The 26656-nt window shown below is 70.6% G+C and carries 20 protein-coding genes and 1 pseudogene; 13 read left to right on the top strand and 8 right to left on the bottom strand.

The annotated features are described in order from the left end of the window. The 3 genes and pseudogenes from AB0B40_RS32170 to AB0B40_RS32160 all read left to right on the top strand — a co-directional run. Positions 1-229: pseudogene (locus AB0B40_RS32170) on the top strand (hypothetical protein); the annotation flags it as partial. A 266-nt stretch (positions 230-495) separates the two neighbouring features. Then, positions 496-1065, top strand: coding sequence for a DUF5819 family protein (locus AB0B40_RS32165; protein WP_362267033.1), 570 nt, complete (start codon positions 496-498; stop codon positions 1063-1065). Further along, positions 1055-2185, top strand: a complete 1131-nt coding sequence (locus AB0B40_RS32160; RefSeq protein ID WP_345049212.1) for an HTTM domain-containing protein — start codon at positions 1055-1057, stop codon at positions 2183-2185. Before AB0B40_RS32165 ends, AB0B40_RS32160 begins: the two co-directional genes overlap by 11 nt. A 118-nt stretch (positions 2186-2303) precedes the next feature. On the opposite strand, the gene corA is transcribed toward AB0B40_RS32160, so the two are convergent. Continuing rightward, complete coding sequence (corA, locus tag AB0B40_RS32155; protein WP_345049215.1) at positions 2304-3299, bottom strand: magnesium/cobalt transporter CorA; 996 nt, start codon at positions 3297-3299, stop codon at positions 2304-2306. 61 nt (positions 3300-3360) lie between these two features. On the opposite strand from corA, the gene AB0B40_RS32150 reads away from it, so the two are divergent. From AB0B40_RS32150 to mshC, 4 genes are all read left to right on the top strand, one after another. After that, positions 3361-4047 carry a histidine phosphatase family protein gene (locus AB0B40_RS32150; protein WP_345049217.1) on the top strand — a complete coding sequence of 229 codons (687 nt, stop codon included), beginning with the start codon at positions 3361-3363 and terminating at the stop codon, positions 4045-4047. A 99-nt stretch (positions 4048-4146) separates the two neighbouring features. Then, on the top strand, positions 4147-4737 hold the full coding sequence (locus AB0B40_RS32145; protein ID WP_345049219.1) for a DUF3090 domain-containing protein: 591 nt from the start codon (positions 4147-4149) through the stop codon (positions 4735-4737). Then, complete coding sequence (locus AB0B40_RS32140; RefSeq protein ID WP_362267030.1) at positions 4701-5525, top strand: SCO1664 family protein; 825 nt, start codon at positions 4701-4703, stop codon at positions 5523-5525. Before AB0B40_RS32145 ends, AB0B40_RS32140 begins: the two co-directional genes overlap by 37 nt. A gap of 93 nt (positions 5526-5618) precedes the next feature. Continuing rightward, positions 5619-6848: a cysteine--1-D-myo-inosityl 2-amino-2-deoxy-alpha-D-glucopyranoside ligase gene (gene mshC / locus AB0B40_RS32135; RefSeq protein ID WP_362267028.1), complete on the top strand. Its 1230-nt coding sequence runs from the start codon at positions 5619-5621 to the stop codon at positions 6846-6848. 217 nt (positions 6849-7065) lie between these two features. On the opposite strand, the gene AB0B40_RS32130 is transcribed toward mshC, so the two are convergent. The 5 genes from AB0B40_RS32130 to AB0B40_RS32110 form a co-directional block, all read right to left on the bottom strand. Continuing rightward, a complete protein-coding gene (locus AB0B40_RS32130) occupies positions 7066-8070 on the bottom strand; it encodes a PAC2 family protein (RefSeq protein WP_345049228.1) in 1005 nt (334 codons plus the stop codon). A 194-nt stretch (positions 8071-8264) separates the two neighbouring features. Next, positions 8265-9881: a glycerol-3-phosphate dehydrogenase/oxidase gene (locus AB0B40_RS32125; protein ID WP_345049230.1), complete on the bottom strand. Its 1617-nt coding sequence runs from the start codon at positions 9879-9881 to the stop codon at positions 8265-8267. A 50-nt stretch (positions 9882-9931) separates the two neighbouring features. Continuing rightward, the gene (gene glpK / locus AB0B40_RS32120) at positions 9932-11470 is read right to left on the bottom strand and encodes a glycerol kinase GlpK (protein WP_345049232.1); all 1539 of its coding nucleotides are present in this window, start codon (positions 11468-11470) and stop codon (positions 9932-9934) included. A gap of 81 nt (positions 11471-11551) precedes the next feature. After that, positions 11552-12346, bottom strand: a complete 795-nt coding sequence (locus AB0B40_RS32115; protein ID WP_345049234.1) for an MIP/aquaporin family protein — start codon at positions 12344-12346, stop codon at positions 11552-11554. Between the two features lie 407 nt (positions 12347-12753). Further along, positions 12754-13518: an IclR family transcriptional regulator gene (locus tag AB0B40_RS32110; protein WP_345049237.1), complete on the bottom strand. Its 765-nt coding sequence runs from the start codon at positions 13516-13518 to the stop codon at positions 12754-12756. Positions 13519-13792: 274 nt separating this feature from the next. Here AB0B40_RS32110 and metH point away from each other — a divergent pair, with 274 nt between their 5' ends. The 4 genes from metH to AB0B40_RS32090 all read left to right on the top strand — a co-directional run bounded on the left by metH (position 13793) and on the right by AB0B40_RS32090 (position 21861). Then, positions 13793-17308: a methionine synthase gene (gene metH / locus AB0B40_RS32105; RefSeq protein WP_362267025.1), complete on the top strand. Its 3516-nt coding sequence runs from the start codon at positions 13793-13795 to the stop codon at positions 17306-17308. A 109-nt stretch (positions 17309-17417) separates the two neighbouring features. Continuing rightward, complete coding sequence (locus AB0B40_RS32100) at positions 17418-18119, top strand: HAD family phosphatase (RefSeq protein WP_362267023.1); 702 nt, start codon at positions 17418-17420, stop codon at positions 18117-18119. A gap of 460 nt (positions 18120-18579) precedes the next feature. Further along, positions 18580-20184, top strand: a complete 1605-nt coding sequence (locus AB0B40_RS32095) for an ABC transporter substrate-binding protein (protein WP_362267021.1) — start codon at positions 18580-18582, stop codon at positions 20182-20184. A 96-nt stretch (positions 20185-20280) separates the two neighbouring features. Beyond that, positions 20281-21861, top strand: coding sequence for an ABC transporter substrate-binding protein (locus tag AB0B40_RS32090; RefSeq protein ID WP_345049248.1), 1581 nt, complete (start codon positions 20281-20283; stop codon positions 21859-21861). Positions 21862-21929: 68 nt separating this feature from the next. Here the strand turns inward: AB0B40_RS32090 and AB0B40_RS32085 are convergent, their stop codons facing one another. Together AB0B40_RS32085 and AB0B40_RS32080 are read right to left on the bottom strand one after the other, a co-directional pair. Continuing rightward, a complete protein-coding gene (locus AB0B40_RS32085; RefSeq protein ID WP_161336042.1) occupies positions 21930-22601 on the bottom strand; it encodes a response regulator transcription factor in 672 nt (223 codons plus the stop codon). A gap of 53 nt (positions 22602-22654) precedes the next feature. After that, positions 22655-23656, bottom strand: coding sequence for a RecB family exonuclease (locus AB0B40_RS32080; protein WP_362267018.1), 1002 nt, complete (start codon positions 23654-23656; stop codon positions 22655-22657). A 172-nt stretch (positions 23657-23828) separates the two neighbouring features. Here AB0B40_RS32080 and AB0B40_RS32075 point away from each other — a divergent pair, with 172 nt between their 5' ends. After that, positions 23829-25571, top strand: coding sequence for a site-2 protease family protein (locus AB0B40_RS32075; RefSeq protein WP_362267016.1), 1743 nt, complete (start codon positions 23829-23831; stop codon positions 25569-25571). Positions 25572-25623: 52 nt separating this feature from the next. Continuing rightward, positions 25624-26526, top strand: coding sequence for a tRNA (adenine-N1)-methyltransferase (locus AB0B40_RS32070; protein WP_184971000.1), 903 nt, complete (start codon positions 25624-25626; stop codon positions 26524-26526). The last annotated feature ends 130 nt before the right edge of the window (positions 26527-26656 follow it).

Below are 26656 nucleotides of genomic sequence, written 5' to 3'. Positions count from 1 at the left end.
CAGCAAGCCCGAAGGGCCGGAGCACGGCAGCAAGCCCGAAGGGCCGGAGCACGGCAGCAAGCCCGAAGGGCCGGAGCACGGCGGGCAGCCGGGCTCGGGACACGATGCCGGGCCCGGTAAGCCGGAACAGGGCAAGCCTTCCGACGAGGACTACGGCTACGCCGACATCCCCGACGGCCACGAGGCCGCCGACGGTTACACCAAGGGCTTGAAGCACATCGAGAGCTAGGCAGCGAACGCGGTGAGCCCGTTTCACCGGTAGACGGCGCGCGGCGGAACCCTCATCGGATCCGCCGGGCGCCGGCAATCTCCCGGGGACAAGCCGGACCGAGCAGCTGACATGAGAAGACAGGGTGGGCGGTGTCGAGCGGAATGGAATCAGCGGACGTGAGGGGACTCCAACACGCCCGTTCCCAGCCGGACGTGCAGGAAGTTCCTGACGGCGTGTCCACGCCGGCCAGGCGATCGAAGGGTTCCCGTGCACTGAGAGCGGGGGTGCACACCGCCGTGGCCCTGTGCATGGCAACGGCCCTCTTCCACGTCATGATGGTGTTTCTCCACGTGGCTCCCGCCAGCACCGTCTCCAAAAGATACAGCCCCTTGGTCAATGCGTGGGTGTATCCCCTTTTCGAGCAAAATTGGCGACTTTTTGCCCCGGACCCCGAATCCGTCAACCGGCAGATTCTGGTGAGAACCGCACACACCGAATCCGGCAGAACGGTCCGGGTGAGTTCCTGGTTCGACCTGACCGCCGTGGACAATTCCGCGGTCAGGCACGACCCGTTCCCCAGTCACACCGCGCAGAATCTGTTGCGCCGTGCCTGGAGTTCTTACGTGGATTCCCACGGAGGGGACGACAAGCCACACACGGATCGCGCCTTGATGATGCAGAGGTACCTGGGCAACATCGCCGCGGACCGCGTCTTCGCCCATGGCGGCGGCCCTTTCGACTTCGTCCAGCTCCGCGTCGTCACGCGACCCGTCACCGCCTCCGGCGGCCATTCGCCGGCGCCCCTTGAGAACCGGCTCCTGCCCTGGTGGAAGGTGACCCGACATGGGAAGTGACCAGATCTCCCCCGTCGCGCCCGCGGACCCGGCTGGCCACCGGCCGACGGGGAACGCGACGGCGTCCGCCGCCGCCCGGTGGTTCGGCGACCGGATCGCCGCCGTGACGGAGCTCGCGACCGGCAGGCCGGTGTCCCTGTACGGCGCCTCGGTGCTGCGCATCGGCTACGGCCTGCTCTACCTGGCGTTCCTGGTGCGCGAATTCCCGCACCGTGACGAGATCTGGGGGCCCGACTCCCCGTGGACCCCCGCGCTGGCCCGGCAGCTTTTCGACCAGACGGGGTGGCACAGCATCCTGACGCTGTCCGACAGCCGCGTCTACTTCGAGCTCTGCTACGCGCTGGCCCTCGTCACGTCCGCGCTGTTCCTGCTGGGCTGGCGGACCCGCGCCATGTCCGTCCTGTTCGCCGTCGTGGTGACCTCCTTCCACAGCCGAGCGATCTTCATGACCGACGGGGGCGACAACCTGCTCCAGCTGATGTCTCTCTACCTCGTCCTCACCGCGTGCGGCCGACGCTGGTCCCTGGACGCACGCAGACGCCGGCTGAAGGCCGCCGGTGCAGGCGACGGACCGCGAGAGGTGCGGGGCGACCGCGCACGGCCGCTCCAGGAGGCCCGCACCACGCTGACCACGGTCGTGCACAACTGCGGCATGTTCGTCATCGCGGCACAAGTCTGTTTCCTCTACGGCTCGGCCGGCCTCTACAAGGTCCAGGGTGCTTCCTGGGGAGCCGGAACCGCTCTCCACTACGTGCTGAACCTCGAACTCTTCCGGCCCTGGCCCGCCCTCTCCCACCTCGTGGACGGGCACACGGTCCTGATCGCGGTCGCCGGCTACCTGACGGTGCTCCTGCAGGTCGCCTTCCCGTTCGTGCTCTTCGGCAGGCTCAAGTACCCCGTCCTGCTCATGCTGCTGGGCATGCACGCCGGCATCGCGGTGCTCATGGGGCTGCCCCTCTTCTCCGGCGCGATGATCGTCGCGGACGCCGTCTTCCTTCCCGACCGCTTCTACGCCCTCCTGCCAGGCCTGTGCCGACGAGCCGCGCACCGGACAGGCAGGCCGCGTACGCCGTCCGCGCGCCCCGCATCCGTACCGGCACAGGGCGGACCCGCGCTCTGATCCCGTCGGCCCGGAACACCAGCGTCCCAGAGGTGCCGGGCCCCCCGGGCGCTCTCGTCCGGCCGCGACGCCCTCGGCGGCCCCCCGGCACCCGCCTCCGAGTACGCCTGAGCCGCCCTCACAGCCAGCCGCGCCGCTTGAACAGCCGGTGCAGCAGCACCTCCAGCACCGCCATCAGCAGGATCACCGCCGGGTACGACCACACCCAGTGCAGCTCGGGCATGTGGTCGAAGTTCATGCCGTAGATGCCCGCGATCATCGTGGGGACCGCGGCCATCGCCGCCCACGCGGAGATCTTCCGCATGTCGTCGTTCTGCCGGACGCTCATCTGCGCCAGATGCGCCGACAGGATGTCCGACACCAGCCGGTCCAGGGCCTCCACGGACTCGTTCACACGTGTGAGGTGGTCGCTGACGTCCCGGAAGAAGGGCCGCGCCTTGTCGTGCACGAAGGGCACCGTGGTGCCGAGCGGAGCGCTGCCTGCCAGCCGGGACATGGGCAGCGTCAGCGGTCCGGTGGCCCGGCGGAACTCCAGGACCTGCCGCTTGAAGGTGTAGATCCGGGACGCGGTGTTGCGCGAACCGCCGACGTCCGGCCGGAACACCTCCGCCTCCAGCTCGTCCAGGTCCGTCTGCAGCTCCGTCGCCACCTCCAGATAGTGGTCGACGGTCGCGTCGGCGATGGCGTACAGCACGGAGGTGGGGCCCTTGTCGAGCAGCTCCGGCTCCTCCTCCAGCCGGTGCCGCACGGCCGCCAGCGGCGAACCCTCCCCATGACGGACGGTCACCACGAAACTGTCGCCGACGAAGACCATCACCTCGCCGGCCGAGACCGTGTCGCTCTCGGGCTCGTACACCACCGGTTTCAGCACCATGAACAGCGAGTCGTCGTACACCTCCAGTTTGGGCCGCTGATGCGCGTTGAGCGCGTCCTCCACGGCCAGCGGGTGCAGCCCGAACTCCTGCGTGACCAGGTCGAACTCCCGCTCGGACGGCTCGTACAACCCGATCCACACAAAGCCGCCCGCCGCCCGTGCCTCGGCCAGCGCGTCGGACAGGTCCTCAGGCCCCTCGGCACGGTGTCCGTGCCGGTAGATGGCGCAGTCCACGATCACGCTGCGCATTCTCCCTTCGCTCGCCCGCCACCACACAGCGGTGTACGCCTACCCTTGCCGCATGCCCACGCTGATCCTCGTAAGGCACGGACGTTCCACCGCCAACACCTCCGCCCTCCTCGCCGGACGGACGCCAGGCGTCTCCCTGGACGAGCGCGGCGCCGCGCAGGCCGCCGCGCTGCCCGGACGGCTCGCCGGTCTGCCGGTCTGCGAGGTCGTCACCAGCCCGCTCCAGCGCTGCCGCGAGACCGTACAGCCGCTGCTGGAGGCCCGCCCCGGTCTGCGCTCGCACACCGAGGAGCGGATCGAGGAGTGCGACTACGGCGACTGGTCCGGCCGCAAGCTCGCCGAGCTGAAGGACGAGCCGCTGATGGAGGTCGTCCAGACCCACCCGTCCGCCGCCGCCTTCCCCGGCGGCGAGTCCATGCGGGCCATGCAGACCCGCGCCGCCGAGGCGGTGCGCGAGTGGAACGCGCGCGTGGAGCGCGATCACGGCGCCGACGCCGTCTACCTCATGTGCTCCCACGGCGACATCATCAAGTCCCTCGTCGCCGAGGCCCTCGGCCTCCACCTCGACCTCTTCCAGCGGATCTCCGTGGAGCCGTGCTCCGTCACCGCGATCCGCTACACCCGCCTCAGGCCGTTCCTCGTCCGCCTCGGCGACACCGGCGATTTCGCTTCGCTGGCCCCGCCTGAGGAACCCAGTGAGAGCGACGCACCGGTCGGGGGCGGTGCGGGCGCACCGTGATCGTCGGCCGCAGTAGGGTGAAGCGACCCACCCCGTCGCTTTCCCGCAGGGCCCGCACCGCTGTAACCCCTGAAATCACGAAATCAATGGAGACAGGACGTGTCCCGTCAGGTGTTCCTCTACGACCAGCCGGACCGCTTCGTGGCCGGCACGGTCGGACTGCCCGGGCGCCGTACCTTCTTCCTCCAGGCCGTCGCGGGCCCCCGGGTGACCAGCGTGGTCCTGGAGAAGACCCAGGTCGCCGCACTCGCCGAGCGCATGGACGAACTGCTCGACGAGGTCGTACGGCGTAGCGGCGGCAGCGCGGCCGTCCCCGCCATGGCGCCCACCGAGGTCGCCGACACCGCCCCGCTCGCCACCCCCGTCGAGGAGGAGTTCCGCGTCGGCACCATGGCCCTGGCCTGGGACGGCGAGGACCAGCGCATGATCGTCGAGGCGCAGGCCCTGGTCGAGCTGGACGCCGACACCGACGAGGACCTCGCCGAGGCCGAGGAGCGCCTGCTCCAGGACGAGGAGAACGGGCCCCCGATGCTGCGGGTCCGGCTGACGGGCGCGCAGGCCCGGGCCTTCGCCAAGCGCGCCCTCGACGTCGTCAACGCCGGGCGGCCGCCGTGCCCGCTGTGCAGCCTCCCGCTCGATCCGGAAGGACACGTATGTCCGCGCCAGAACGGATACCGCCGCGGAGCGTGACGGCCGATCCCGACCCCGTCGAGCTGCTGGCGCGGGGTGAGCTGACCGTGCGCGGCCGGATCCGGGAGGCGTCCAACGCGGCGCTGTTCTGCACGGTCGCCCTCGACGGCCGGAAAGCCTCCTGCGTGTACAAGCCGGTGGCCGGGGAGCGCCCCCTGTGGGACTTCCCCGACGGCACCCTCGCGGCCCGTGAGGTGGCCGCCTACGAGGTCTCCGAGGCCACCGGCTGGGGGCTCGTGCCGCCGACCGTGCTGCGCGACGGCCCGTACGGCGAGGGCATGTGCCAGCTCTGGATCGACGTCCACGCCGAGGCCGAACTGCTCGCCCTGGTCGACGGCGAGGAGCCGGAGCCGGGCTGGAAGGCGATCGGGTTCGCCGAGGTCGGCGAGGGCCGCACCGCGCTGCTGGTGCACGCCGACGACGAGCGGCTGCGCCGGCTCGCCGTCCTGGACGCGGTGATCAACAACGCCGACCGCAAGGGCGGCCATCTCATGCCCACCGCCGACGGCCGGCTCTACGGCATCGACCACGGTGTCACCTTCAACGTCGACAACAAGCTGCGCACGCTGCTGTGGGGCTGGGCCGGCGAACCCCTCGCGCCGGAGCACGTCGACGTGCTCAAGCGGCTGCGGGACGGCCTGGACGGGCGACTGGGCGAGCGGCTGGCCGGGCTGATCACGGCGGCCGAGACCGACGCCACGCGCGCGCGTGTGGACGCGTTGCTCGCCTCGGGCGTGCACCCGGAACCCCAGGGCGAGTGGCCCGCCATCCCCTGGCCCCCCGTATGAGCACAGCCGGCGCCCGTCCGCAAGAGCGCCGGACCGGTCATCCGGCCCGATCCCGTTCGTATCCGGGGCCCGGCGCCGGTTAGGCTCATGTACATGCATGCCTGGCCCGCTTCCGAGGTCCCCGCCCTGCCTGGTCAGGGCCGCGACCTGAGGATCCACGACACCGCGACCGGCGGCCTGGTCACCGTCGCCCCCGGTCCCGTCGCCCGTATCTACGTCTGCGGCATCACGCCGTACGACGCGACCCACATGGGTCACGCGGCGACCTACAACGCGTTCGACCTGGTTCAGCGCGTGTGGCTCGACACCAAGCGGCAGGTTCACTACGTCCAGAACGTCACCGACGTCGACGATCCGCTGCTGGTGCGCGCGGACCGGGACGGCGTCGACTGGGTCGCTCTCGCCGAGCAGGAGACGGCGCTGTTCCGCGAGGACATGACCGCCCTGCGGATGCTCCCCCCGAAGCACTACATAGGCGCCGTCGAGGCGATACCCGGCATCGTGCCGCTCGTGGAGCGGCTGCGCGAACTCGGCGCGGCCTACGAGCTGGAAGGCGACACCTACTTCTCCGTCGGGGCCGACCCGAACTTCGGCAAGGTGTCGAACCTGGACGCCGCCGCCATGCGGCTGCTGTCCGCCGAACGCGGCGGCGACCCGGACCGCCCGGGCAAGAAGAACCCGCTGGACCCGATGCTGTGGATGGCGGCCCGCGAGGGCGAGCCCAGCTGGGACGGCGGCTCGCTCGGCCGGGGCCGCCCCGGCTGGCACATCGAGTGCGTGGCCATCGCCCTGGACCACCTCGGCATGGGCTTCGACGTCCAGGGCGGCGGCTCCGACCTCGCCTTCCCGCACCACGAGATGGGCGCCTCGCACGCCCAGGTGCTCACCGGCGAGTTCCCCATGGCCAAGGCGTACGTGCACGCCGGCATGGTCGCCCTGGACGGCGAGAAGATGTCCAAGTCCAAGGGCAACCTGGTGTTCGTCTCGCGGCTGCGCCGTGACGGCGTCGACCCGGCCGCCGTCCGGTTGTCCCTGCTGGCCCATCACTACCGCGCCGACTGGGAGTGGACCGACCAGGTCCTCCAGGACGCCGTCGACCGCCTCGGCCGCTGGCGTGCGGCCGTCTCCCGGCCCGACGGCCCGTCCGCCGACGCGCTCGTGGAGGAGATCCGCGAGGCCCTGGCGAACGACCTGGACGCTCCCGCCGCGCTCGCCGCCGTCGACCGCTGGGCGGCCCGCCAGGAGCGGGAGGGCGGCACCGACACCGGCGCGCCGGGCCTGGTGACGCGTGCGGTGGACGCGCTGCTGGGAGTGGCTCTCTGAGCGTCCTCCGAGACGCGAGCGCCCTCTGAGACCCGAGCGCCCTCTGAGACGCGAGCGCCCTCTGAGACCCGAGCGCCCTCTGAGACGCGAGCGCCCCCTGAGGGACGCGGGGCGCCGCCGGGAGTGGCGAGGCCGGCCCGCCGCGGCACCCCCGCGGCGCGTCGGCACCACGCGGAAGGGGCGCTTCCCCCGTGGGAAGCGCCCCTTCCGCATGCCCTCAGTCCTCCGAGCCGTCCTCTTCCTCGGCCTGGCCCTCGGGACCGCCGGAGGCGTCCGGCTTCGGTGGCCTCGGCGGCCGGCTCTTCCCACCGGGACTGTCCCGCAGGTACGACCCGCCGTCCCCGCCGTCCGCCGTCGCGTGGCCGCCCGGAGGGGGAGGGCTGACGTCCCGGCGCCGCAGGTACCGCTCGAACTCGCGGGCGATCGCCTCACCGGACGCCTCCGGCAGCTCGGCGGTGTCCCGGGCCTCCTCCAGCGTCTGCACGTACTCCGCGACCTCGCTGTCCTCCGCGGCCAGCTGGTCCACGCCCACCTGCCAGGCCCGTGCGTCCTCGGGCAGCTCACCCTGCGGGACACGCAGGTCCAGCAGGTCCTCCAGGCGGTTCAGCAGCGCCAGGGTGGCCTTCGGGTTCGGCGGCTGGGAGACGTAGTGCGGCACGGCCGCCCACAGTGACACCGCCGGGACACCCGCGTGCGTGCACGCCTCCTGCAGGACGCCGACGATGCCCGTCGGGCCCTCGTACTTGGTCTCCTCCAGGTCCATGCGCTGGGCCAGGTCCGGGTCGGACGTGACCCCGCTGACCGGGACCGGGCGCGTGTGCGGGGTGTCACCGAGCAGGGCGCCCAGGATGACCACCAGTTCCACGCCCAGCTCGTGCGCGAAGCCGAGCAGCTCGTTGCAGAACGAGCGCCACCGCATGGACGGCTCGATGCCGCGGACCAGCACCAGGTCGCGCGGCTTCTCGCCGCCGACACGGACCACCGACAGCCGGGTCGTGGGCCAGGTGATCTTGCGCACACCGCCGTCCATGAACACCGTGGGGCGGTTCACCTGGAAGTCGTAGTAGTCCTCGGCGTCCAGCGCCGCGAACACCTCGCCCTTCCACTCGCGTTCCAGATGCGCGACCGCCGCGGAGGCGGCGTCGCCGGCATCGTTCCAGCCCTCGAACGCGGCCACCATGACTGGGTCGATCAGCTCGGGAACCCCCTCCAGCTCGATCACCCAGTGCCTCCTTCCGACGTGCCCTCGCTTGACTCACCAACCTTACGGCGTCCGGCGGGGGCGCCCGCAGCCCCCTTGCACGGGGGAGTGAACGGATCACTGCCCCGTTCCTCACCGCCGGACACCCCGGTGTGGGCAGGGCACGCGGCAGGGGCGGCTCCGGCTGTGCGGAACCGCCCCTGCGCCGGTCGCCCCTACTTCTTGTCGAGCAGGTCCTGGACCTTGGCCCGGACCTCGTCCGTGGCCAGGCCGCGGATGGTCAGCGTGGTCCGGCGGCGCAGCACGTCGTCCTGCGTCTCGGCCCACTCGTGGTCACGGGCCCAGACGACCTGCGCCCAGATCTCGGGGGCGTCGGGGTGGACGCGCCCGGCCAGCTCCGGGTTCTCGTTCGCCAGGCGGGCGATGTCGAAGGCCAGGGAGCCGTAGTGGGTGGCCAGGTGCCTGGCGGTGTCGGCGGCCATGCGCGGGCCGGGCGCCGGGTTGTCCACCAGGAGGCGGTGGGCGACCGCGCGCGGGTTGGCGACACCGGGCAGCGGCAGCTTCTTCGGCAGCGAGGAGATCGGCTCGAAGTCGTCGCCGAGCGGGTGGCCCGGCAGCGCCTCCAGCTTCTTCATGATGGTCCGGCCGATGTGCCGGAACGTCGTCCACTTGCCGCCGGCGATGGACAGCATGCCGCCCTTGCCCTCGGTCACCACGGTCTCGCGCTTGGCCTTGGCAGTGTCGCCCGGGCCGCCCGGCAGGACCCGCAGGCCGGCGAAGGCGTAGGTGATGAGGTCCTTCTGGAGCTGCTGGTCCCGGACGGAGAACGCGGCCTCGTCCAGGATCTGGGCTATGTCCTTGTCGGTGACGGACACGTCCGCCGGGTCGCCCTCGTACTCCTCGTCGGTGGTGCCCAGCAGCAGCATGTCCTCCCACGGGAGGGCGAAGGTGATGCGGTACTTGTCGATCGGGGTGGCCAGCGCGGCCTTCCACGGGGAGGTGCGCTTCAGCACCAGGTGCGCACCCTTGGACAGGCGGATGGACGGCGCCGCGTTCGGGTCCTCCATCCGGCGCAGGTGGTCGACCCAGGGGCCGGTCGCGTTCAGCACGAGACGGGCGTCGACCCCGAACTCGTCGCCGGACGTACGGTCCTTCAGCTCCGCACCGGTGACCCGGCCCCTGGTGAAGCGCAGGCCGGTGACCTCGGCGTGGTTGAGGACGACCGCGCCCGCCTCGACGGCCGCGCGGACCGTCATCAGCGCCATGCGCGCGTCGTTCATCTGGTCGTCGCCGTACACGGCCACGGCCTTGAGGTTCTCGGTGCGCAGCTCGGGCACGTCCTGCGCCGCCTTGGCGGGGGAGAGCAGGTGGCCGACGCCGTCACCGAACGCGGAGAGCGCGGAGTAGGCGAAGACGCCCGCGCCGAGCTTCGCCGCGCCGTGCGGCCCGCCCTTGTACACGGGGAGGTAGAAGGTGAGCGGGTTCGCCAGGTGGGGGGCCACCTGGCGGGAGACCGCACGGCGCTCGAAGTGGTTCTCCGCCACCAGCTTCACCGCGCCGGTCTGCAGGTAGCGCAGACCGCCGTGGAGCAGCTTGGAGGAGGCGGAGGAGGTGGCACCGGCGAAGTCGCCGGCGTCGACCAGGGCCACCCTCAGGCCGGACTGCGCGGCGTGCCAGGCGGTGGAGATGCCCAGGATGCCACCGCCGATCACCAGAAGGTCGTACGACGCCTTGGAGAGCTGCTCCCTGGTCTCGGCCCGGCTCGGGTTCGAGCCGAAGGCCGGGTGCGTCCCCAGGGCAGGCACGGACTGCAGGGTGGACTGACTGGTCATGTCGGGTACTTACTCCTCGTCAGAGCTGTCTGAGCCGGCGTGCGGGCCGCTCAGCTCTCGTCTTCGAGCCAGCCCATGGTCCGCTCTACGGCCTTGAGCCAGTTCTTGTACTCACGGTCGCGGGTGTCCGCGTCCATCTGGGGGGTCCATTCGGCGGCCCGGCGCCAGTTGGCGCGCAGTTCGTCGGTGCTGGACCAGAAGCCGACGGCGAGGCCGGCGGCGTAGGCGGCGCCGAGGCAGGTGGTCTCGGCGACCATCGGGCGCACCACGGGTGCGTCCAGCACGTCGGCGAGGGTCTGCATCAGCAGGTTGTTGGAGGTCATGCCGCCGTCGACCTTCAAGGCCACCAGCTCGTCGCCGGAGTCCTTGACCATGGCGTCGGCGATCTCCCGCGTCTGCCAGGCGGTGGCCTCCAGCACGGCGCGGGCGAGGTGCGCCTTGGTCACGTACCGGGTCAGGCCGGCGATCACACCGCGGGCGTCGGAGCGCCAGTGCGGGGCGAACAGGCCGGAGAAGGCCGGTACGAAGTAGGCGCCGCCGTTGTCCTCGACCGAGAGCGCGAGCGTCTCGATCTCGGCGGCGGTGGAGATCAGGCCCATCTGGTCGCGCATCCACTGCACCAGCGAGCCGGTGACGGCGATCGAGCCCTCCAGGGCGAAGACCGTCGGCTGCTCGCCGATCTTGTAGCCGACGGTGGTCAGCAGACCGGCGTAGGAGTTGATGATCTTCTCACCGGTGTTCATCACCATGAAGGTGCCGGTGCCGTAGGTGGACTTGGTCTCGCCCTCGGAGAAACAGGTCTGGCCGAACAGGGCCGCCTGCTGGTCGCCGAGCGCGGAGGCGACCGGGATGCCGCCGAGCAGGTCGCCGAGCTTGCCGCCGGTGATCTCGCCGTAGACCTCGGCGGAGGAGCGGATCTCCGGCAGCATCGCCAGCGGGACCCCGATGGACTCGGCGATCTTCGGGTCCCACGCCATGGTGTGCAGGTTCATCAGCATGGTGCGCGAGGCGTTGGTGACGTCGGTGACGTGCTTGCCGCCGTTGACACCGCCGGTCAGGTTCCAGATGACCCAGCTGTCCATGGTGCCGAAGAGGATGTCGCCGTTCTCGGCGCGCTCCTTGAGGCCCTCGACGTTGTCGAGCAGCCAGCGGGCCTTGGGCCCGGCGAAGTAGGAGGCCAGCGGCAGACCGGTCTCGCGGCGGAAGCGGTCCTGTCCGACGTTGCGGCCCAGCTCACGGCAGAGGGCGTCGGTGCGGGTGTCCTGCCAGACGATGGCGTTGTGGACGGGCTCGCCGGTGTTCTTGTCCCACAGCACGGTGGTCTCGCGCTGGTTGGTGATGCCGATGGCCTTGATGTCGTCGCGGGTGATGCCGGCCTTCTGGATGGCCCCGGCGACGACTTCCTGGACGTTGGTCCAGATCTCGTTGGCGTTGTGCTCGACCCAGCCCGGCTTCGGGAAGATCTGCTCGTGCTCCTTCTGGTCGACGGCGACGATCCGGCCGTCCTTGTCGAAGACGATGCAGCGCGAGGAGGTCGTGCCCTGGTCGATCGCGGCGATGAAGGGGCCTGCGGTGTGGGCGTCGGTCACTGTGTGCTCCTGAGAGGTCCGTGGTGATGGGGCTGTACGCACGGCGCGTGCTTAAAGACTCGGTGCGTGTGTGTCGCTGCTTTAAGCGAAGGCGGCGTTGTAGATGCCTGCGGCGATCGCGCCGCCGATCAGCGGACCGACGACCGGGATCCAGGCGTAGCTCCAGTCGGAACCGCCCTTGTTGGGCAGCGGCAGCAGGGCGTGCACGATGCGCGGGCCCAGGTCGCGGGCCGGGTTGATCGCGTAGCCCGTCGGGCCGCCGAGCGAGAGGCCGATCGACACCACCACGAGGGCGGTGATCAGACCGCCGAGGACGCCGAGGCCGTTGCCCTTGTCGTTCAGGCCCTGGGTGAGGACGGCGAGGATCAGTACGACCGTGCCGATGATCTCCGTGGCGAGGTTCTGCACCGCGTTCCGGATCTCCGGACCGGTGGAGAAGATGCCGAGGACCGGGCCGGCGCCCTTCTCCTGGGCCTCGACGGCCTTGGCCGAGGTGGCCTGCGCACCCGGACCGCCGACGATCTCCTTGTCCGTCAGGTGCGCGTGGAACTGGCCGTAGTAGGTGACCCACACCAGAGCCGCGCCGATCATCGCGCCGAGCAGCTGGCCGGCGAAGTAGACCGGAACGTTGCCCCAGTCGCCGTCCTTGATGGCCAGGGCGACGGTGACGGCCGGGTTGAGGTGCGCGCCGGACAGCGGCCCGGAGATGTACACGGCCGTCAGCACGGCGAAGCCCCACCCGAAGGCGATGGCGAGCCAGCCGGCGTTACGGGCCTTGGAGGCCTTCAGCGTGACGGCGGCGCAGACGCCGCCACCGAGCAGGATGAGTATGGCGGTACCGATGGTCTCGCCGATGAAGATGTCGGAGCTGGACACCCGCGACTCCTTTGTCCTTCGTCCAGGGGTAGCCGAACCCCGGGTCCCTCCGGAGGTTCTGGCGCTCTCGGGGTGAGAGCGATACCGGCCCTGGCACTGCCACACTCTAGCGCGTATTACCGATAGGTGTTCGACAATGCCGACCGATGGACGGGAGTCTTGCTTCGGCCTTACGCGTGAGTCAAGAGTTCTGTTATCGAAAACAGGATCGTTATTGATCGCTGCGGGTTATCGGCCTTCGTGTGCGGACGTACGACCTGGGCCGGTTTGTCCACTTCAGGGTAGATCGACAGCCGGAACGCCGCCCGGCAATCCCGGTCGTTCCGGCTGTTCCCGCTGGTCCGGCTGTTCCCGCTGTCCGGGCCGTCCCGGCCCCGGGGCCGTCAGCGCGCCCCGGCCGGCGCCGCTCAGAACCGCCCGGCGCCCAGGTCCCGGGAGACCGCGCGGGCGCAGTCCCGCACCGCCGCGATCAGCTCCGGGCGCAGCTCGCCCTCCCGGCACAGCCGCTCCACGGCCCCGGTGATGCCGACCGCGCCCACCGGCATCCGGCGCCGGTCGTGGATCGGTGCGGCGATCGACGCCACGCCCTCCCAGGTCTCCTCCACGTCGGCCGCGTAGCCACGCGCGCGCGTGAGGTCGAGGAGGTGCTCGAAGTCGGCGGGATCGCACACCGTGCGGTCGGTGAAGGGGTTGCGGTCGGCTTCCAGCGCCTCACTGTGCGCCACCGGGTCGTAAGCCGACAGCACCTTGCCCAGCGCCGTGGAGTGCAGCGGCTGCATGGCCCCGATCTCCAGCACCTGCCGGCTGTCGTCGGGCCGGAAGACGTGGTGCACGATCAGGACGCCCTGCTGGTGCAGCACGCCCAGGTGCACGCTCTCCCCGCTGGAGCGGGCCAGGTCGTCGGTCCACACCAGGGCCCGCGCCCGCAGCTCGTGCACGTCGAGGTAGGTGGTGCCCAGGCGCAGCAGCTCCGCGCCCAGCTGGTAGCGGCCCGAGGCGTCGTCCTGCTCCACGAAGCCCTCCTGCTGGAGGGTGCGCAGAATGCCGTGGGCGGTGCCCTTGGCGAGGCCGAGTGACGAGGCGATGTCCGAGAGGCCGAGCCGCCGCTCGCCGCCCGCGAGCAGCCGCAGCATCGCCGCCGCCCGTTCGAGCGACTGGATGTTCCGTGCCATCGCCGTCCTGCCTCCGTCCCCTTCGACCGCCCACGGCACAGCCACCGTTCGGCAATGTCGAACACTACCGGTCCATGTCGACCTCCCGCTAATGGTCGGTCGGCACCTGTTACATCACACGTCCGCCGCGCGTCGCATCAGAGCCATACGCGTCCGCCCCGTGGACGCCGGTGCCCATCCAAGCCGACTCCCGGTTACTCTGGCGCCGTGCGGCACCCGCGCCTGTCAGGGAAGCCGCATAGCCGACAGCCGTCGCATCCCAGGGAGCCCCTACATGGCCTCGTCGCCAACGTCCCCTTCCGTCGACAGCCGGACCCGTGTGTCCGCGCTCCGTGAGGCGCTCGCCACCCGTGTGGTGGTCGCCGACGGAGCCATGGGCACGATGCTCCAGGCCCAGGAGCCCACTCTCGAGGACTTCCAGAACCTCGAGGGCTGCAACGAGATCCTGAACCTCACCCGCCCCGACATCGTCCGTTCCGTCCACGAGGCGTACTACGCCGTGGGCGTCGACTGCGTCGAGACCAACACCTTCGGGGCCAACCACTCCGCGCTCGGCGAGTACGACATCCCCGAGCGCGTCCACGAGCTGTCGGAGGCGGGCGCCCGCATCGCCCGCGAGGTCGCCGACGAGTTCACCGCGAAGGACGGCCGCGCCCGCTGGGTCCTCGGCTCCATCGGCCCCGGCACCAAGCTGCCCACCCTCGGCCACGCCCCCTACACCACTCTCCGTGACGCCTATCAGCGCAATGCGGAGGGTCTGGTCACCGGGGGTGCGGACGCTCTGCTGGTGGAGACGACGCAGGATCTGCTGCAGACCAAGGCGGCGGTGCTGGGTGCCCGGCGTGGCCTGGACGCCCTGGGTCTGGATGTGCCGGTGATCGTGTCGGTGACCGTGGAGACGACGGGGACGATGCTGCTGGGTTCGGAGATCGGGGCGGCGCTGACGGCGCTGGAGCCGCTGGGTATCGACATGATCGGTCTGAACTGTGCGACCGGGCCGGCGGAGATGAGTGAGCATCTGCGTTACCTGGCCCGTAACGCGCGGATTCCGTTGTCGTGCATGCCGAACGCGGGCCTGCCGGTCCTCGGCAGGGACGGCGCGCACTATCCGTTGAGCGCGGCGGAGCTGGCCGATGCGCAGGAGACGTTCGTGCGGGAGTACGGGCTGTCGCTCGTCGGTGGCTGCTGCGGTACGACTCCGGAGCATCTGCGGCAGGTCGTGGAGCGGGTCCGGGGGGTTGTTCCGCCGGTGCGTGACCCGCGGCCCGAGCCGGGTGCGGCCTCGTTGTACCAGTCGGTGTCCTTCCGGCAGGACACCTCCTATCTGGCGATCGGTGAGCGGACGAACGCCAATGGTTCGAAGAAGTTCCGTGAGGCCATGCTGGAGGGCCGCTGGGACGACTGTGTGGAGCTGGCGCGGGAGCAGATCCGTGAGGGCGCCCACCTGCTCGACCTGTGTGTCGACTACGTCGGCCGGGACGGTGTGGCGGACATGGAGGAGCTGGCCGGGCGTTTCGCCACCGCCTCCACCCTGCCGGTCGTGCTGGACTCCACGGAGGTCGACGTCATCCGGGCGGGTCTGGAGAAGCTCGGCGGCCGGGCGGTGATCAACTCGGTGAACTATGAGGACGGTGACGGTCCGGAGTCGCGGTTCGCGAAGGTCACGGGGCTGGCCCGGGAGCACGGCGCGGCTCTGATCGCGCTGACCATCGACGAGGAGGGGCAGGCCCGTACCCCGGAGAAGAAGGTGGCGATCGCGGAGCGGCTGATCGCCGACCTGACGGGGAACTGGGGCATCCGTGAGGAGGACATCCTCGTCGACACGCTCACGTTCACGATCTGCACGGGTCAGGAGGAGTCCCGTGGGGACGGTGTCGCCACCATCGAGGCGATCCGTGAGCTGAAGCGGCGGCATCCGGCCGTGCAGACCACGCTGGGCCTGTCGAACATCTCCTTCGGTCTGAACCCGGCCGCCCGCATCCTGTTGAACTCCGTCTTCCTGGACGAGTGTGTCAAGGCGGGTCTGGACTCGGCGATCGTGCACGCGAGCAAGATCCTGCCGATCGCCCGGTTCAGTGAGGAGGAGGTGGCGACGGCGCTGGATCTGATCTACGACCGCCGCCGTGAGGGCTACGACCCGCTGCAAAAGCTCATGCAGCTGTTCGAGGGAGCGACGGCGAAGTCGCTGAAGGCGGGCAAGGCCGAGGAGCTGGCGGCGCTGCCGCTGGAGGAGCGGCTGAAGCGGCGGATCATCGACGGTGAGAAGAACGGTCTGGAGGCGGACCTGGACGCCGCTCTGGCGGAGCGTCCTGCCCTGGACATCGTCAACGACACCCTGCTGGACGGCATGAAGGTCGTCGGGGAGCTGTTCGGTTCGGGGCAGATGCAGCTGCCGTTCGTCCTGCAGTCCGCCGAGGTGATGAAGACGGCCGTCGCCTACCTCGAGCCCCACATGGAGAAGTCGGACGCCGAGGGCAAGGGCACCATCGTCCTGGCCACGGTGCGCGGCGACGTCCATGACATCGGCAAGAACCTCGTGGACATCATCTTGTCGAACAACGGCTACCACGTGGTCAACCTGGGCATCAAGCAGCCGGTCTCGGCGATCCTGGAGGCCGCCGAGGAGCACCGGGCCGACGTGATCGGCATGTCCGGGCTGCTGGTGAAGTCCACGGTGATCATGAAGGAGAACCTGCAGGAGCTGAACCAGCGCGGACTGGCCGCCCGCTTCCCCGTCATCCTCGGCGGCGCCGCGCTGACCCGCGCCTACGTCGAGCAGGACCTGCACGAGATCTACGAGGGCGAGGTCCGCTACGCCCGCGACGCCTTCGAGGGCCTGCGCCTGATGGACGCCCTGATCGGTGTCAAGCGGGGAGTACCGGGGGTCCGGCTGCCCGAACTCAGGCAGCGCCGGGTCCGCGCGAGCGCCGCCGCCGAGGCCGAGGAGCGCCCGCAGGAGGGGCATGTCCGCTCCGACGTCGCCACCGACAACCCGGTGCCCGCCCCGCCCTTCCAGGGCACCCGCGTCATCAAGGGCATCCAGCTCAAGGAGTACGCGAGCTGGCTGGACGAGGGCGCCCTGTTCAAGGGCCAGTGGGGGCTCAAGCAGGCCCGCACCGGCAGCGGACCGACCTACGAGGAGCTGGCCGAGACCGAGGGCCGCCCCCGGCTGCGCGGCCTGCTCGACCGCCTGCAGACCGAGAACCTGCTGGAAGCGGCCGTCGTCTACGGCTACTTCCCTTGCGTCTCCAAGGACGACGACCTGATCATCCTGGACGAGCAGGGCAACGAGCGCACCCGGTTCACCTTCCCCCGCCAGCGCCGCGGCCGGCGGCTCTGCCTCGCCGACTTCTTCCGCCCCGAGGAATCCGGCGAGACGGACGTGGTCGGTTTCCAGGTCGTCACCGTCGGCTCACGCATCGGCGAGGAGACGGCCAAGCTGTTCGAGGCCAACGCCTACCGCGACTACCTCGAACTGCACGGCCTGTCCGTGCAGCTGGCCGAGGCGCTGGCCGAGTACTGGCACGCCCGCGTCCGCGCCGAACTCGGCTTCGGCGGCGAGGACCCCGCCGACATCGAGGACATGTTCGCCCTGAAGTACCGGGGCGCCCGCTTCTCCCTCGGCTACGGCGCCTGCCCCGACCTGGAGGACCGCGCCAAGATCGCCGAACTGCTCCGGCCCGAACGGATCGGCGTCCACCTCTCCGAGGAGTTCCAGCTCCACCCCGAACAGTCCACCGACGCCATCGTGATCCACCACCCCGAAGCGAAGTACTTCAACGCACGGTGACGCGTGTCTCACTCGGCACACTGATCGGATAAGTCGTACACTGGTCGGTCCACCGCAGGCCGGTTCCCCCTCGGGAGCCGGCCTGGTCGTCCCTCAAGGAGGTGCGCCCGTGACCAGTACGGTCCCCGCGCTCGGAACCCGCACGGCCGAAGGCTCCGCCCTGCAGGCGGTGCTCCTCGACATGGACGGCACCCTGGTCGACACCGAAGGCTTCTGGTGGGACGTCGAGGTGGACGTCTTCGCCTCGCTCGGGCACACCCTGGACGCGACCTGGCGCCATGTCGTGGTCGGCGGCCCCATGACCCGCAGCGCCGGCTTCCTCATCGAGGCGACCGGCGCCGACATCAGCCTCGCCGAACTCACCGTGCTGCTCAACGAAGGGTTCGAGGACCGGATCGGCCGGACCCTGCCGCTGATGCCGGGTGCCGCCCGGCTCCTCGCCGAACTGCACGAGTACGAGATCCCGACCGCCCTGGTCTCCGCCTCCCACCGGCGCATCATCGACCGCGTACTGACCGTGCTGGGCCCGCACCACTTCGCCCTCTCCATCGCCGGCGACGAGGTCTCCCGCACCAAGCCCTTCCCGGACCCCTACCTCCTCGCCGCCGCGGGACTCGGCGCGGATCCGGCCAGGTGTGCCGTGGTCGAGGACACCGTGACCGGCGTCGCCGCCGCCGAGGCCGCGGGCTGCCGCGTGATCGCCGTACCCTCCGTCGCCCCCATCGGCCCGGCCGAGGGACGCACCGTCGTCTCCTCCCTGGAGGAGGTCGACCTGGCATTCCTGCGGGGCCTGATGACGGAAATGCGCTAGCCGGTCACCGGGTGTCTCCCCGGCCCGAAGAGCCGGGGCGAGTGCACTGGGCATCGACCGCGCTGGACATATTTCCGGGGAAGCGCACGCCAGGGGAATTGGGCGCGCACCGGGAGGCCGAATACTGCTGACCCGTCGCACAGTTGGAGGTGTGACGTTCCCCACGCCTCAGGGGGTCGACAAGGTGGTTCGAGTGTGCTGATCGGCCCCGATCGGCAGGGCTCCGTGCGACCTTGTGTCCCGATTGGTGGGATGCTGCACTAATCCTGCCGCTGTCGGGTTTTCGGTGCGTCCGCGACCGGTTCCACTGCGTGATGGCAAGTCAACTCACGCGGCTGTGAGACCCCCTGCGGGCGCGGACTAATCTCATCGCGAGAACATCGCCGAGAACCCCGCGATCCGCCGCACCACCCATGCATGCCGGATACAGGGACCCGAACAGCTCTGGAGAAACTCCCGCATGAACCGCAAGACTTTGGTGCTGCCGGCGGTGGCCGGCCTGCTCACCCCGGTCCTCGCCGCGTGCGGCGGATCCGGCAGCGGGAGCAAGAGCGGTGACGCCATCGTCGTCGGTACGACGGACCGGTTCACGGCCACCAAGGAAGCCCCGGCGCCCCTCGACCCCGCCTACGCCTACGACGTCGGCACCTGGAACATCCTGCGCCAGTCCGTGCAGACCCTGATGGCGCAGCCCCGTGGCGAAGGCACCCCCGTCCCGGACGCCGCCGAGAGCTGCTCCTTCACCGACAGCGGCAGCGAGCGCTACGCCTGCAAGCTGCGCGAGGGCCTGAAGTTCGCGAGCGGCGACCCGGTGACCGCCCAGGACGTCAAGTACTCCATCGAGCGTGCCCTGCGCATCAACGCCGACAGCGGTGTCGCCGCCCTGCTGAACACCATCGACACCATCGAGACGCAGGGCGACAGCGAGGTCGTCTTCCACCTGAAGACCGCCGACGCCACCTTCCCGTACAAGCTGTCCACCCCGGTAGCGGGCATCGTCAACCCGAAGGACTACCAGAAGGACAAGCTCCGCGACGGCTTCGACGTGGACGGCTCCGGCCCCTACACCTTCAGCGCCGAGGTCAAGAACGACGCCATCGTCAGCGCCACGTTCACCAAGAACCCCGCCTACAAGGGCAGCGTGACGGTGAACAACGACAAGGTCGAACTGCGCGCCTTCGCCGACGCCGACGCCATGGGCAGCGCCGTCGAGAAGGGTGACATCGACGTCATGACCCGCACCATGTCGCCCGCCCAGATCCAGAAGCTGGACGCCGGCAGCGACCAGAACGTCGACCTGGTGGACATGCCGGGCCTGGAAATCCGCTACCTGGCCTTCAACACCAACGCGTCGTCCGTCAAGTCCAAGGCCGTACGCCAGGCCATGGCCCAGCTCGTCAACCGCGGCGAGCTGGTCTCCAAGGTCTACGGCACCGAGGCGGAGCCGCTGTACTCGCTGGTCCCGGCCACCATCACCGGCCACTCCAACTCGTTCTTCAACAAGTACGGCAACCCCAGCGTCGACAAGGCCAAGTCCCTGCTCACCAAGGCCGGCATCACCACCCCCGTGAAGCTGACCCTGCACTACACCACCGACCACTACGGGTCGGCCACCAAGCAGGAGTTCGAGGTGCTGCAGAAGCAGCTCAACGACAGCGGCCTGTTCGACGCCTCCATCCAGGGCCACCCCTGGTCGGCCTTCCGGCCCGCCGAGCAGAAGGGCGCGTACGACGTCTACGGCATGGGCTGGTTCCCCGACTTCCCGGACGCCGACAACTTCATCGCGCCCTTCCTCGACAAGGACAACTTCCTCGGCTCGCCGTACAACAACAGCACCATCCAGCGTTCGCTGATCCCGCAGTCCCGCCGCGAGGCGGACCGGCTCAGCGCGTCCAAGAGCCTGACCGAGATCCAGGACACCGTCGCCGAGGACGTCCCGGTCCTGCCGCTGTGGCAGGGCAAGCAGTACGTCGCCGCACGGGACGACATCACGGGCGTGGCCTACGCCCTCAACTCCTCCTCGACGCTTCAGCTGTGGGAGCTCGGCCGCGGTGTGAGCGGCTGACGGCTCTCCACCCGGGGCCGAGCACGACACGGCCCCGGGGCCCGGGGACCAGGGACGGCGGCCCCGGGCTGACGAACCGACGACAAGGCACTTCGAGTGAACATGCGCAACCAGTGGCCAGTCCTGCCCATCGTGGCGGGGCTGGCCTCCGGCCTGTTGACCGGCTGCGGATCCGAGACCGGGAGCTCCGGGGGCACCGGCTCGTCCGTGGTGATGGGGATGTCCGACGACGTCCTCGCCACGGACCCGGCATCCGGCTACGACCCCGGCTCCTGGCTGTTGTTCAACAACGTCTTCCAGTCGCTGCTCGGCTTCCCCAAGGGCGCGACCGAACCCCAGCCCGAACTGGCGAAGCAGTGCCGCTTCACCGACACCCGGGCCATGGTCTACAAGTGCGAACTGAAGGACGGCCTGAAGTTCAGCAACGGTGACGACCTCACCTCCGCGGACGTGAAGTTCTCCTTCGACCGCATGCTCAAGATCGCCGACCCCGCCGGTCCCGCGATCATGTTCCCGATGCTCGACAAGGTCGAGACACCGGACGCCAGGACGGCCGTCTTCCACCTCAAGGTGCCCGACGCCACCTTCCCCAGCAAGATCGCCTCCGGCGCCGGCTCCATCGTGGACCACCGCCAGTACGACGCGAACGGCCTGCGCACCGACCACAAGGCCGTCGGCTCAGGTCCCTACCAGCTGGACTCCTTCGACCAGGACCAGGCCGTCTTCTCCGTCAACGGCAACTACAAGGGCACCGCCAAGGTCAGGAACTCCGGGGTCACCCTGAAGTTCTTCCACGGCGACCGCACCGCCCTCAAGCAGTCCCTCCTCGACGGCGACATCGACATCGCCTACCGGGGTCTGACCGCGACCGACATCGCCCAGCTCGACCAGCAGGACGACAGCAAGGGCGTCGACGTCATCGAGGGCACCAGCGCCGAGGTCCAGCACCTGGTCTTCAACATGAAGGACCCGGTGGCCGGCAGACTCGGCGTCCGCAAGGCCATCGCCTACCTCATCGACCGCGACGCCCTGATCCAGAACGTGTACCAGGGCACCGCCACCCCCCTGTACTCGATCATCCCGGCGGGCGTCGCGGGCCACAACACCGCCTTCTTCGACACGTACGGCGCCCGCCCCTCCCAGGCCAAGGCCGCCGCGGCACTGCGCGCCGACGGCGTCACCGGCAAGGTCAAGCTCACCCTGTGGTCCACGCCGTCCCGTTACGGCCCCGCCACCGACGAGGAGCTGAAGGCCATCGCCGGACAGCTCAACGCCAGCGGCCTGTTCGACGCCGACGTCAAGTCCATCCCCTTCGACCAGTACGAGAAGGACATCGCCGCCGGCAAGTACGGCGTCTACGTGAAGGGCTGGGTGCCCGACTACCCGGACGCCGACAACTTCACGGCCCCCTTCTTCGGCAAGGGCAACGTGCTGGACAACAACTACGGCAACCGCACGATCACCAAAACCCTCATCCCCGGCACCGCCGCGCAGAGCGACCGCTCCGCGACCGACAAGGACTTCGGCAGGATCCAGGACATCGTCGCCGACGAACTTCCCGTCCTGCCCGTCTGGCAGGCCAAGCAGTACGCGGTCGTCCGCGACGGCGTGTACGGCCTGGAGTACTGCCTGGACGCCTCCACCGTGTTCCGGTTCTGGGAACTCAGCAAGAGCTGACACCGGGTACGGCAAGGGCGCCCGTCCTCCACGGACGGGCGCCCTTGCCGTCGTACCCGCCCCGCCGGCTACTGCGCGCCGGGACGCACCAGACCGCTCTCGTACGCGTAGACGGCCGCCTGCACCCGGTCCCTGAGCCCCAGCTTGGTGAGCACATGTCCCACATGCGTCTTCACCGTCGTCTCGCTGACGAACAGATCCGCCGCGATCTCGGCGTTGGACAGCCCGCGCGCCACCAGCTTCAGCACCTCCACCTCACGGTCGGTGAGCGTGTGCAGGGTGTCCGGCACCGGCTCCTCGCCGGACGGCAGATGCGTGGCGTACTTGTCCAGCAGGCGCCGCGTGATGCTCGGCGCGAGCAGGGCCTCTCCGGCCGCCACCACCCGGATCGCCTGCACCAGCTCGTTGGCGGGCGCGTCCTTGAGCAGGAAACCGCTCGCCCCGGCGCGCAGCGCCTCCACCACATACTCGTCCAGGTCGAACGTGGTCAGCACCAGCACCTTCGCCGGACCGTCCCGCCCCGGCCCGGTGATCTGCCGGGTCGCCTCCACACCGTCCATCCGCGGCATCCGGATGTCCATCAGCACCACATCCGGCTGCAGTGCGCGCACCTGGTCGAGGGCCTGCAGGCCGTCACCGGCCTCGCCGACGACCGCGAGATCCTGCTCGGCCTCCAGGATCATCCGGAAACCGGTACGCAGCAGGGGCTGGTCGTCGACCAGTAGGACGCGGATGGCCACGTGACACTCCTTCGCTAGTCCGGCCCCATTCTGCCCTGCGCCGGTCTCGCGCCTCACACCGTCCCGGACCCGGGCGACCCGACCGGCAGCGGGTAGGGCGGGGGAGTGCCGCCGAACTCCGGGCAGTGCGCCTGGTGGTCGCACCAGCCGCACAACCTGGTCGGCCGGGGCCGCCAGTGCCCGGTCTCCGTGGCCTGCCTGATCGCCTCCCACAGCGCGTGCAGCTTGCGCTCCACCCGCTCCAGATCCGCGAGGACGGGGTCGTACGTCAGCACATCCCCGCTGCCGAGATAGACCAGCTGCAGCCGGCGCGGCACGACCCGCTTCAGCCGCCAGACGACCAGGGCGTAGAACTTCATCTGGAACAGCGCGCCCTCCGCGTACTCCGGGCGCGGCGCCTTGCCCGTCTTGTAGTCGACGATCCGCACCTCACCGGTCGGCGCCACGTCCACCCGGTCGATGATCCCGCGCAGCCGCAGCCCCGACTCCAGCTCCGCCTCCACGAACAGCTCCCGCTCGGCCGGCTCCAGCCGCGTCGGGTCCTCCAGCGTGAACCAGCGTTCGACGAGCCGCTCGGCCTCCCCGAGCCACCCGGCCAGCCGCTCCCCCTCCGGGTCGTCGGCGAACAGCTCGGTCACCTCCGGACGGCTCTCCCGCAGCCGGTCCCACTGCCCCGGAATCAACGCCTTCGCCCGCGGCGCGGTCCGCTCCACGGCGGGCGCGTCGAACAGCCGCTCCAGCACGGCGTGCACCAGCGTGCCCCGCGTGGCCGCCTCGCTCGGCTTCTCCGGCAGCCGGTCGATCACCCGGAACCGGTACAGCAGCGGACACTGCATGAAGTCACTGGCGCGGGAGGGCGACAACGAGGTCGGCGCGGCAGCGGCCCGCTGACCGGCCACGCTTTCCTCCGCACCCCCGCAGGCCACGGGGCCGGCGCTCGCCACGGGGCCGCCGTCCGGGGCCGGTGAGGTGCCGGCCGCCGCCGGGCCGGCCGCCGCGCCGTCCGCGCCGCCCGGGAGGGCCCCCGCCTCGTCGATGCTGCTGTCCATGTCCACAGACCTTACGGCCCACCACTGACAGTGACCCCGTCGCCGCCCGCGTCACCCGTGCGTCCTCGGGGCAAACACAAGGGGTGCCGGGGCGGAACGCGCCACCACGGCCGCATACCATCGACCAGAGACCCTTCCGTCCGGCAGGTGCGGAAGACGCTTCGAACGAGGGGACACCGTGGACGTGAGCGGCGGGAGCGGGCAGCCGCGGTCGGGCGACGACGAGCCGGCCGGGCCCTCCGCGGACCCTACGGCCCCGGCGACCGACCACACCGGCCCCGAGTCCGAACCCACGGCCCCCGGCCGGCGGCCCGCCGCCCCCACGGACCGAGCCGGGAACGAGGCCGCGGACCCGGCCGGGGACGACGGCCCGGACCCGGCCGGGGAGACCCTGGCGGGGGAGACCCCAGCGGGGGAGACGGACCCCGCGACACCGCCCCGGACGCCGCACCCGGCCGGCACCCCCCGCACCCCCGACGACGAGGGCACGCCCGGCACACCCGACGCGTCGGGCACGTCGGGCGCATCCGGCGCCCCCGGCGCACGCGACGGTGACCGCACGTCCGGCAGGGACAGCGGAGCCGGGACGGGCAGCCGTACTGCCGGGGACGGCACGACCGACGCGGCCCGCACACCGGGCACCGGCACACCGCCCAGCGCCCCCGGCCCGGCCGGACCGGACCACCGGACCCCCGGTGCCGACCCCGACCACCGTTCCCTCGCGCACTCCGGTATCGCCAAGGGCCGGCCGCCCGGGCCGCGCCCCAAGGAACCCGGCGGCGGCATCCTCATGGGCCGCCCCTTCGGCGTCCCCGTCTACGTCGCGCCCAGCTGGTTCCTCGTCGCCGCCCTGATCACCTGGGTCTTCGGCGGCCAGCTCGACCGCGTGCTGCCCGAGCTGGGCGCCGCCCGCTACCTGGTCTCCCTCTTCTTCGCGGTCGCCTTCTACGCCTCCGTCCTGGTCCACGAGCTGGCCCACACGGTCGCCGCGATCCGCTTCAAGCTCCCGGTCCGCCGCATCCAGCTGCAGTTCTTCGGCGGCGTCTCGGAGATCGAGAAGGAGGCCGAGACCCCCGGCCGCGAGTTCGTCCTCGCCTTCGTCGGCCCCCTGCTCTCCCTCGTCCTGGCCGGCCTGTTCTACCTCGCCATGAAACCCGTCGAGCCCGGCACCGTCCCAGGCGTCCTGCTGGCCGGGCTGATGGTCTCCAACCTCATCGTGGCGATCTTCAACCTCCTTCCCGGCCTCCCCCTCGACGGCGGCCGCATGCTCCGCGCCGTCGTCTGGAAACTCACCGGCAAACCGATGAGCGGCACCGTCGCCGCCGCCTGGGTCGGCCGCGCCCTCGCCGTCTCCGTCCTGATCGGCCTGCCCCTGCTCAACTCCTCCGGCGCCTTCGGCGGCGGCGGTGAGGACATGGGCGGCATGGACACCGTCACCGACGCCCTGCTCGCGGCCATCCTCGCCGCGATCATCTGGACCGGTGCCGGCAACAGCCTGCGCATGGCCCGGCTGCGCGAACACCTCCCGGAACTCCGCGCCCGCACCCTCACCCGGCGCGCCGTGCCGGTCGAGAACAACACCCCCCTCTCCGAGGCGCTGCGCCGCGCCAACGCCGCCGGCGCCCGCGCCCTCGTCGTGGTCGACACCGACGGCAACCCGCTCTCCCTCGTCCGCGAGGCCGCCATCGTCGGCGTACCCGAGCACCGCCGCCCCTGGGTCGCCGTCAGCGGCCTCGCCCAGGACCTGACCGACGGCATGCGCGTCTCCGCCGAGCTGGCCGGAGAAGAACTCCTGGACGTCCTGCGGGCCACACCGGCCACCGAGTACCTGGTCGTCGAGGAGACCGGCGAGATCTACGGCGTCCTGTCGGCGGCCGACGTCGAACGCGCCTTCGTCAAGGCGATGGCACGGCCGGCCTGAGCCGCCCCGGCCACTGGCGAAGCCCCCGGCGGACAACCGGTAGTCTGTTCACATGTCCGAACCGACCGGTGCCGCCCGCAGGCGCGGGCCCTTCAAGGTCGGGGACCAGGTACAGCTGACCGACCCCAAGGGTCGCCACTACACGTTCACGCTCGAAGCCGGGAAGAACTTCCACACCCACAAGGGTTCCTTCCCGCACGACGAACTGATCGGCGCTCCCGAGGGCAGCGTTGTCCGCACCACCGGCAACGTCGCCTACCTCGCGCTGCGCCCCCTGCTCCCCGACTACGTCCTGTCCATGCCCCGCGGGGCAGCAGTCGTCTACCCCAAGGACGCGGGGCAGATCCTCGCCTTCGCCGACATCTTCCCCGGCGCCCGCGTCGTGGAAGCCGGCGTCGGCTCCGGCTCGCTCAGCAGCTTCCTGCTGCGGGCCATCGGCGACCAGGGCATGCTGCACTCCTACGAGCGCCGCGAGGACTTCGCGGAGATCGCGCAAGCGAACGTGGAGCGCTACTTCGGCGGCCCGCACCCCGCCTGGCAGCTCACCGTGGGCGACCTCCAGGACAACCTGTCCGACACCGACGTCGACCGCGTCATCCTCGACATGCTCGCCCCCTGGGAGTGCCTGGAGGCCGTCTCCAAGGCGCTCGTCCCCGGCGGCATCCTGTGCTGCTACGTCGCCACCACCACCCAGCTCGCCCGGACCGTCGAGTCCATCCGGGAGATCGGCTGCTTCAACGAGCCGACCGCCTGGGAGACCATGATCCGGAACTGGCACATCGAGGGCCTGGCCGTCCGCCCCGACCACCGCATGATCGGCCACACCGGCTTCCTGCTGACCGCCCGCCGCCTCGCCGACGGCGTCGAACCGCCCATGCGCCGCCGACGCCCCGCCAAGGGCGCCTACGGCGAGGACTACGCCGGCCCCAACGCCGACGGGGGCGCCGGCCGCTGACCGGCCACGCGCGCGGACAACCCCAGGGCGCCGTGGCCGAGTTCCCCCCACCGACGGGAACTCGGCCACGGCGCCTGCGGGCTATGACCTCCGGGCACCAGCCGTGGTCGCGGCTCATGGTGCGGCCGAC

Source organism: Streptomyces sp. NPDC042638, assembly GCF_040647235.1.
GTDB lineage: Bacteria > Actinomycetota > Actinomycetes > Streptomycetales > Streptomycetaceae > Streptomyces > Streptomyces rameus.
This window is presented reverse-complemented; position numbering and strand designations above follow the sequence as displayed.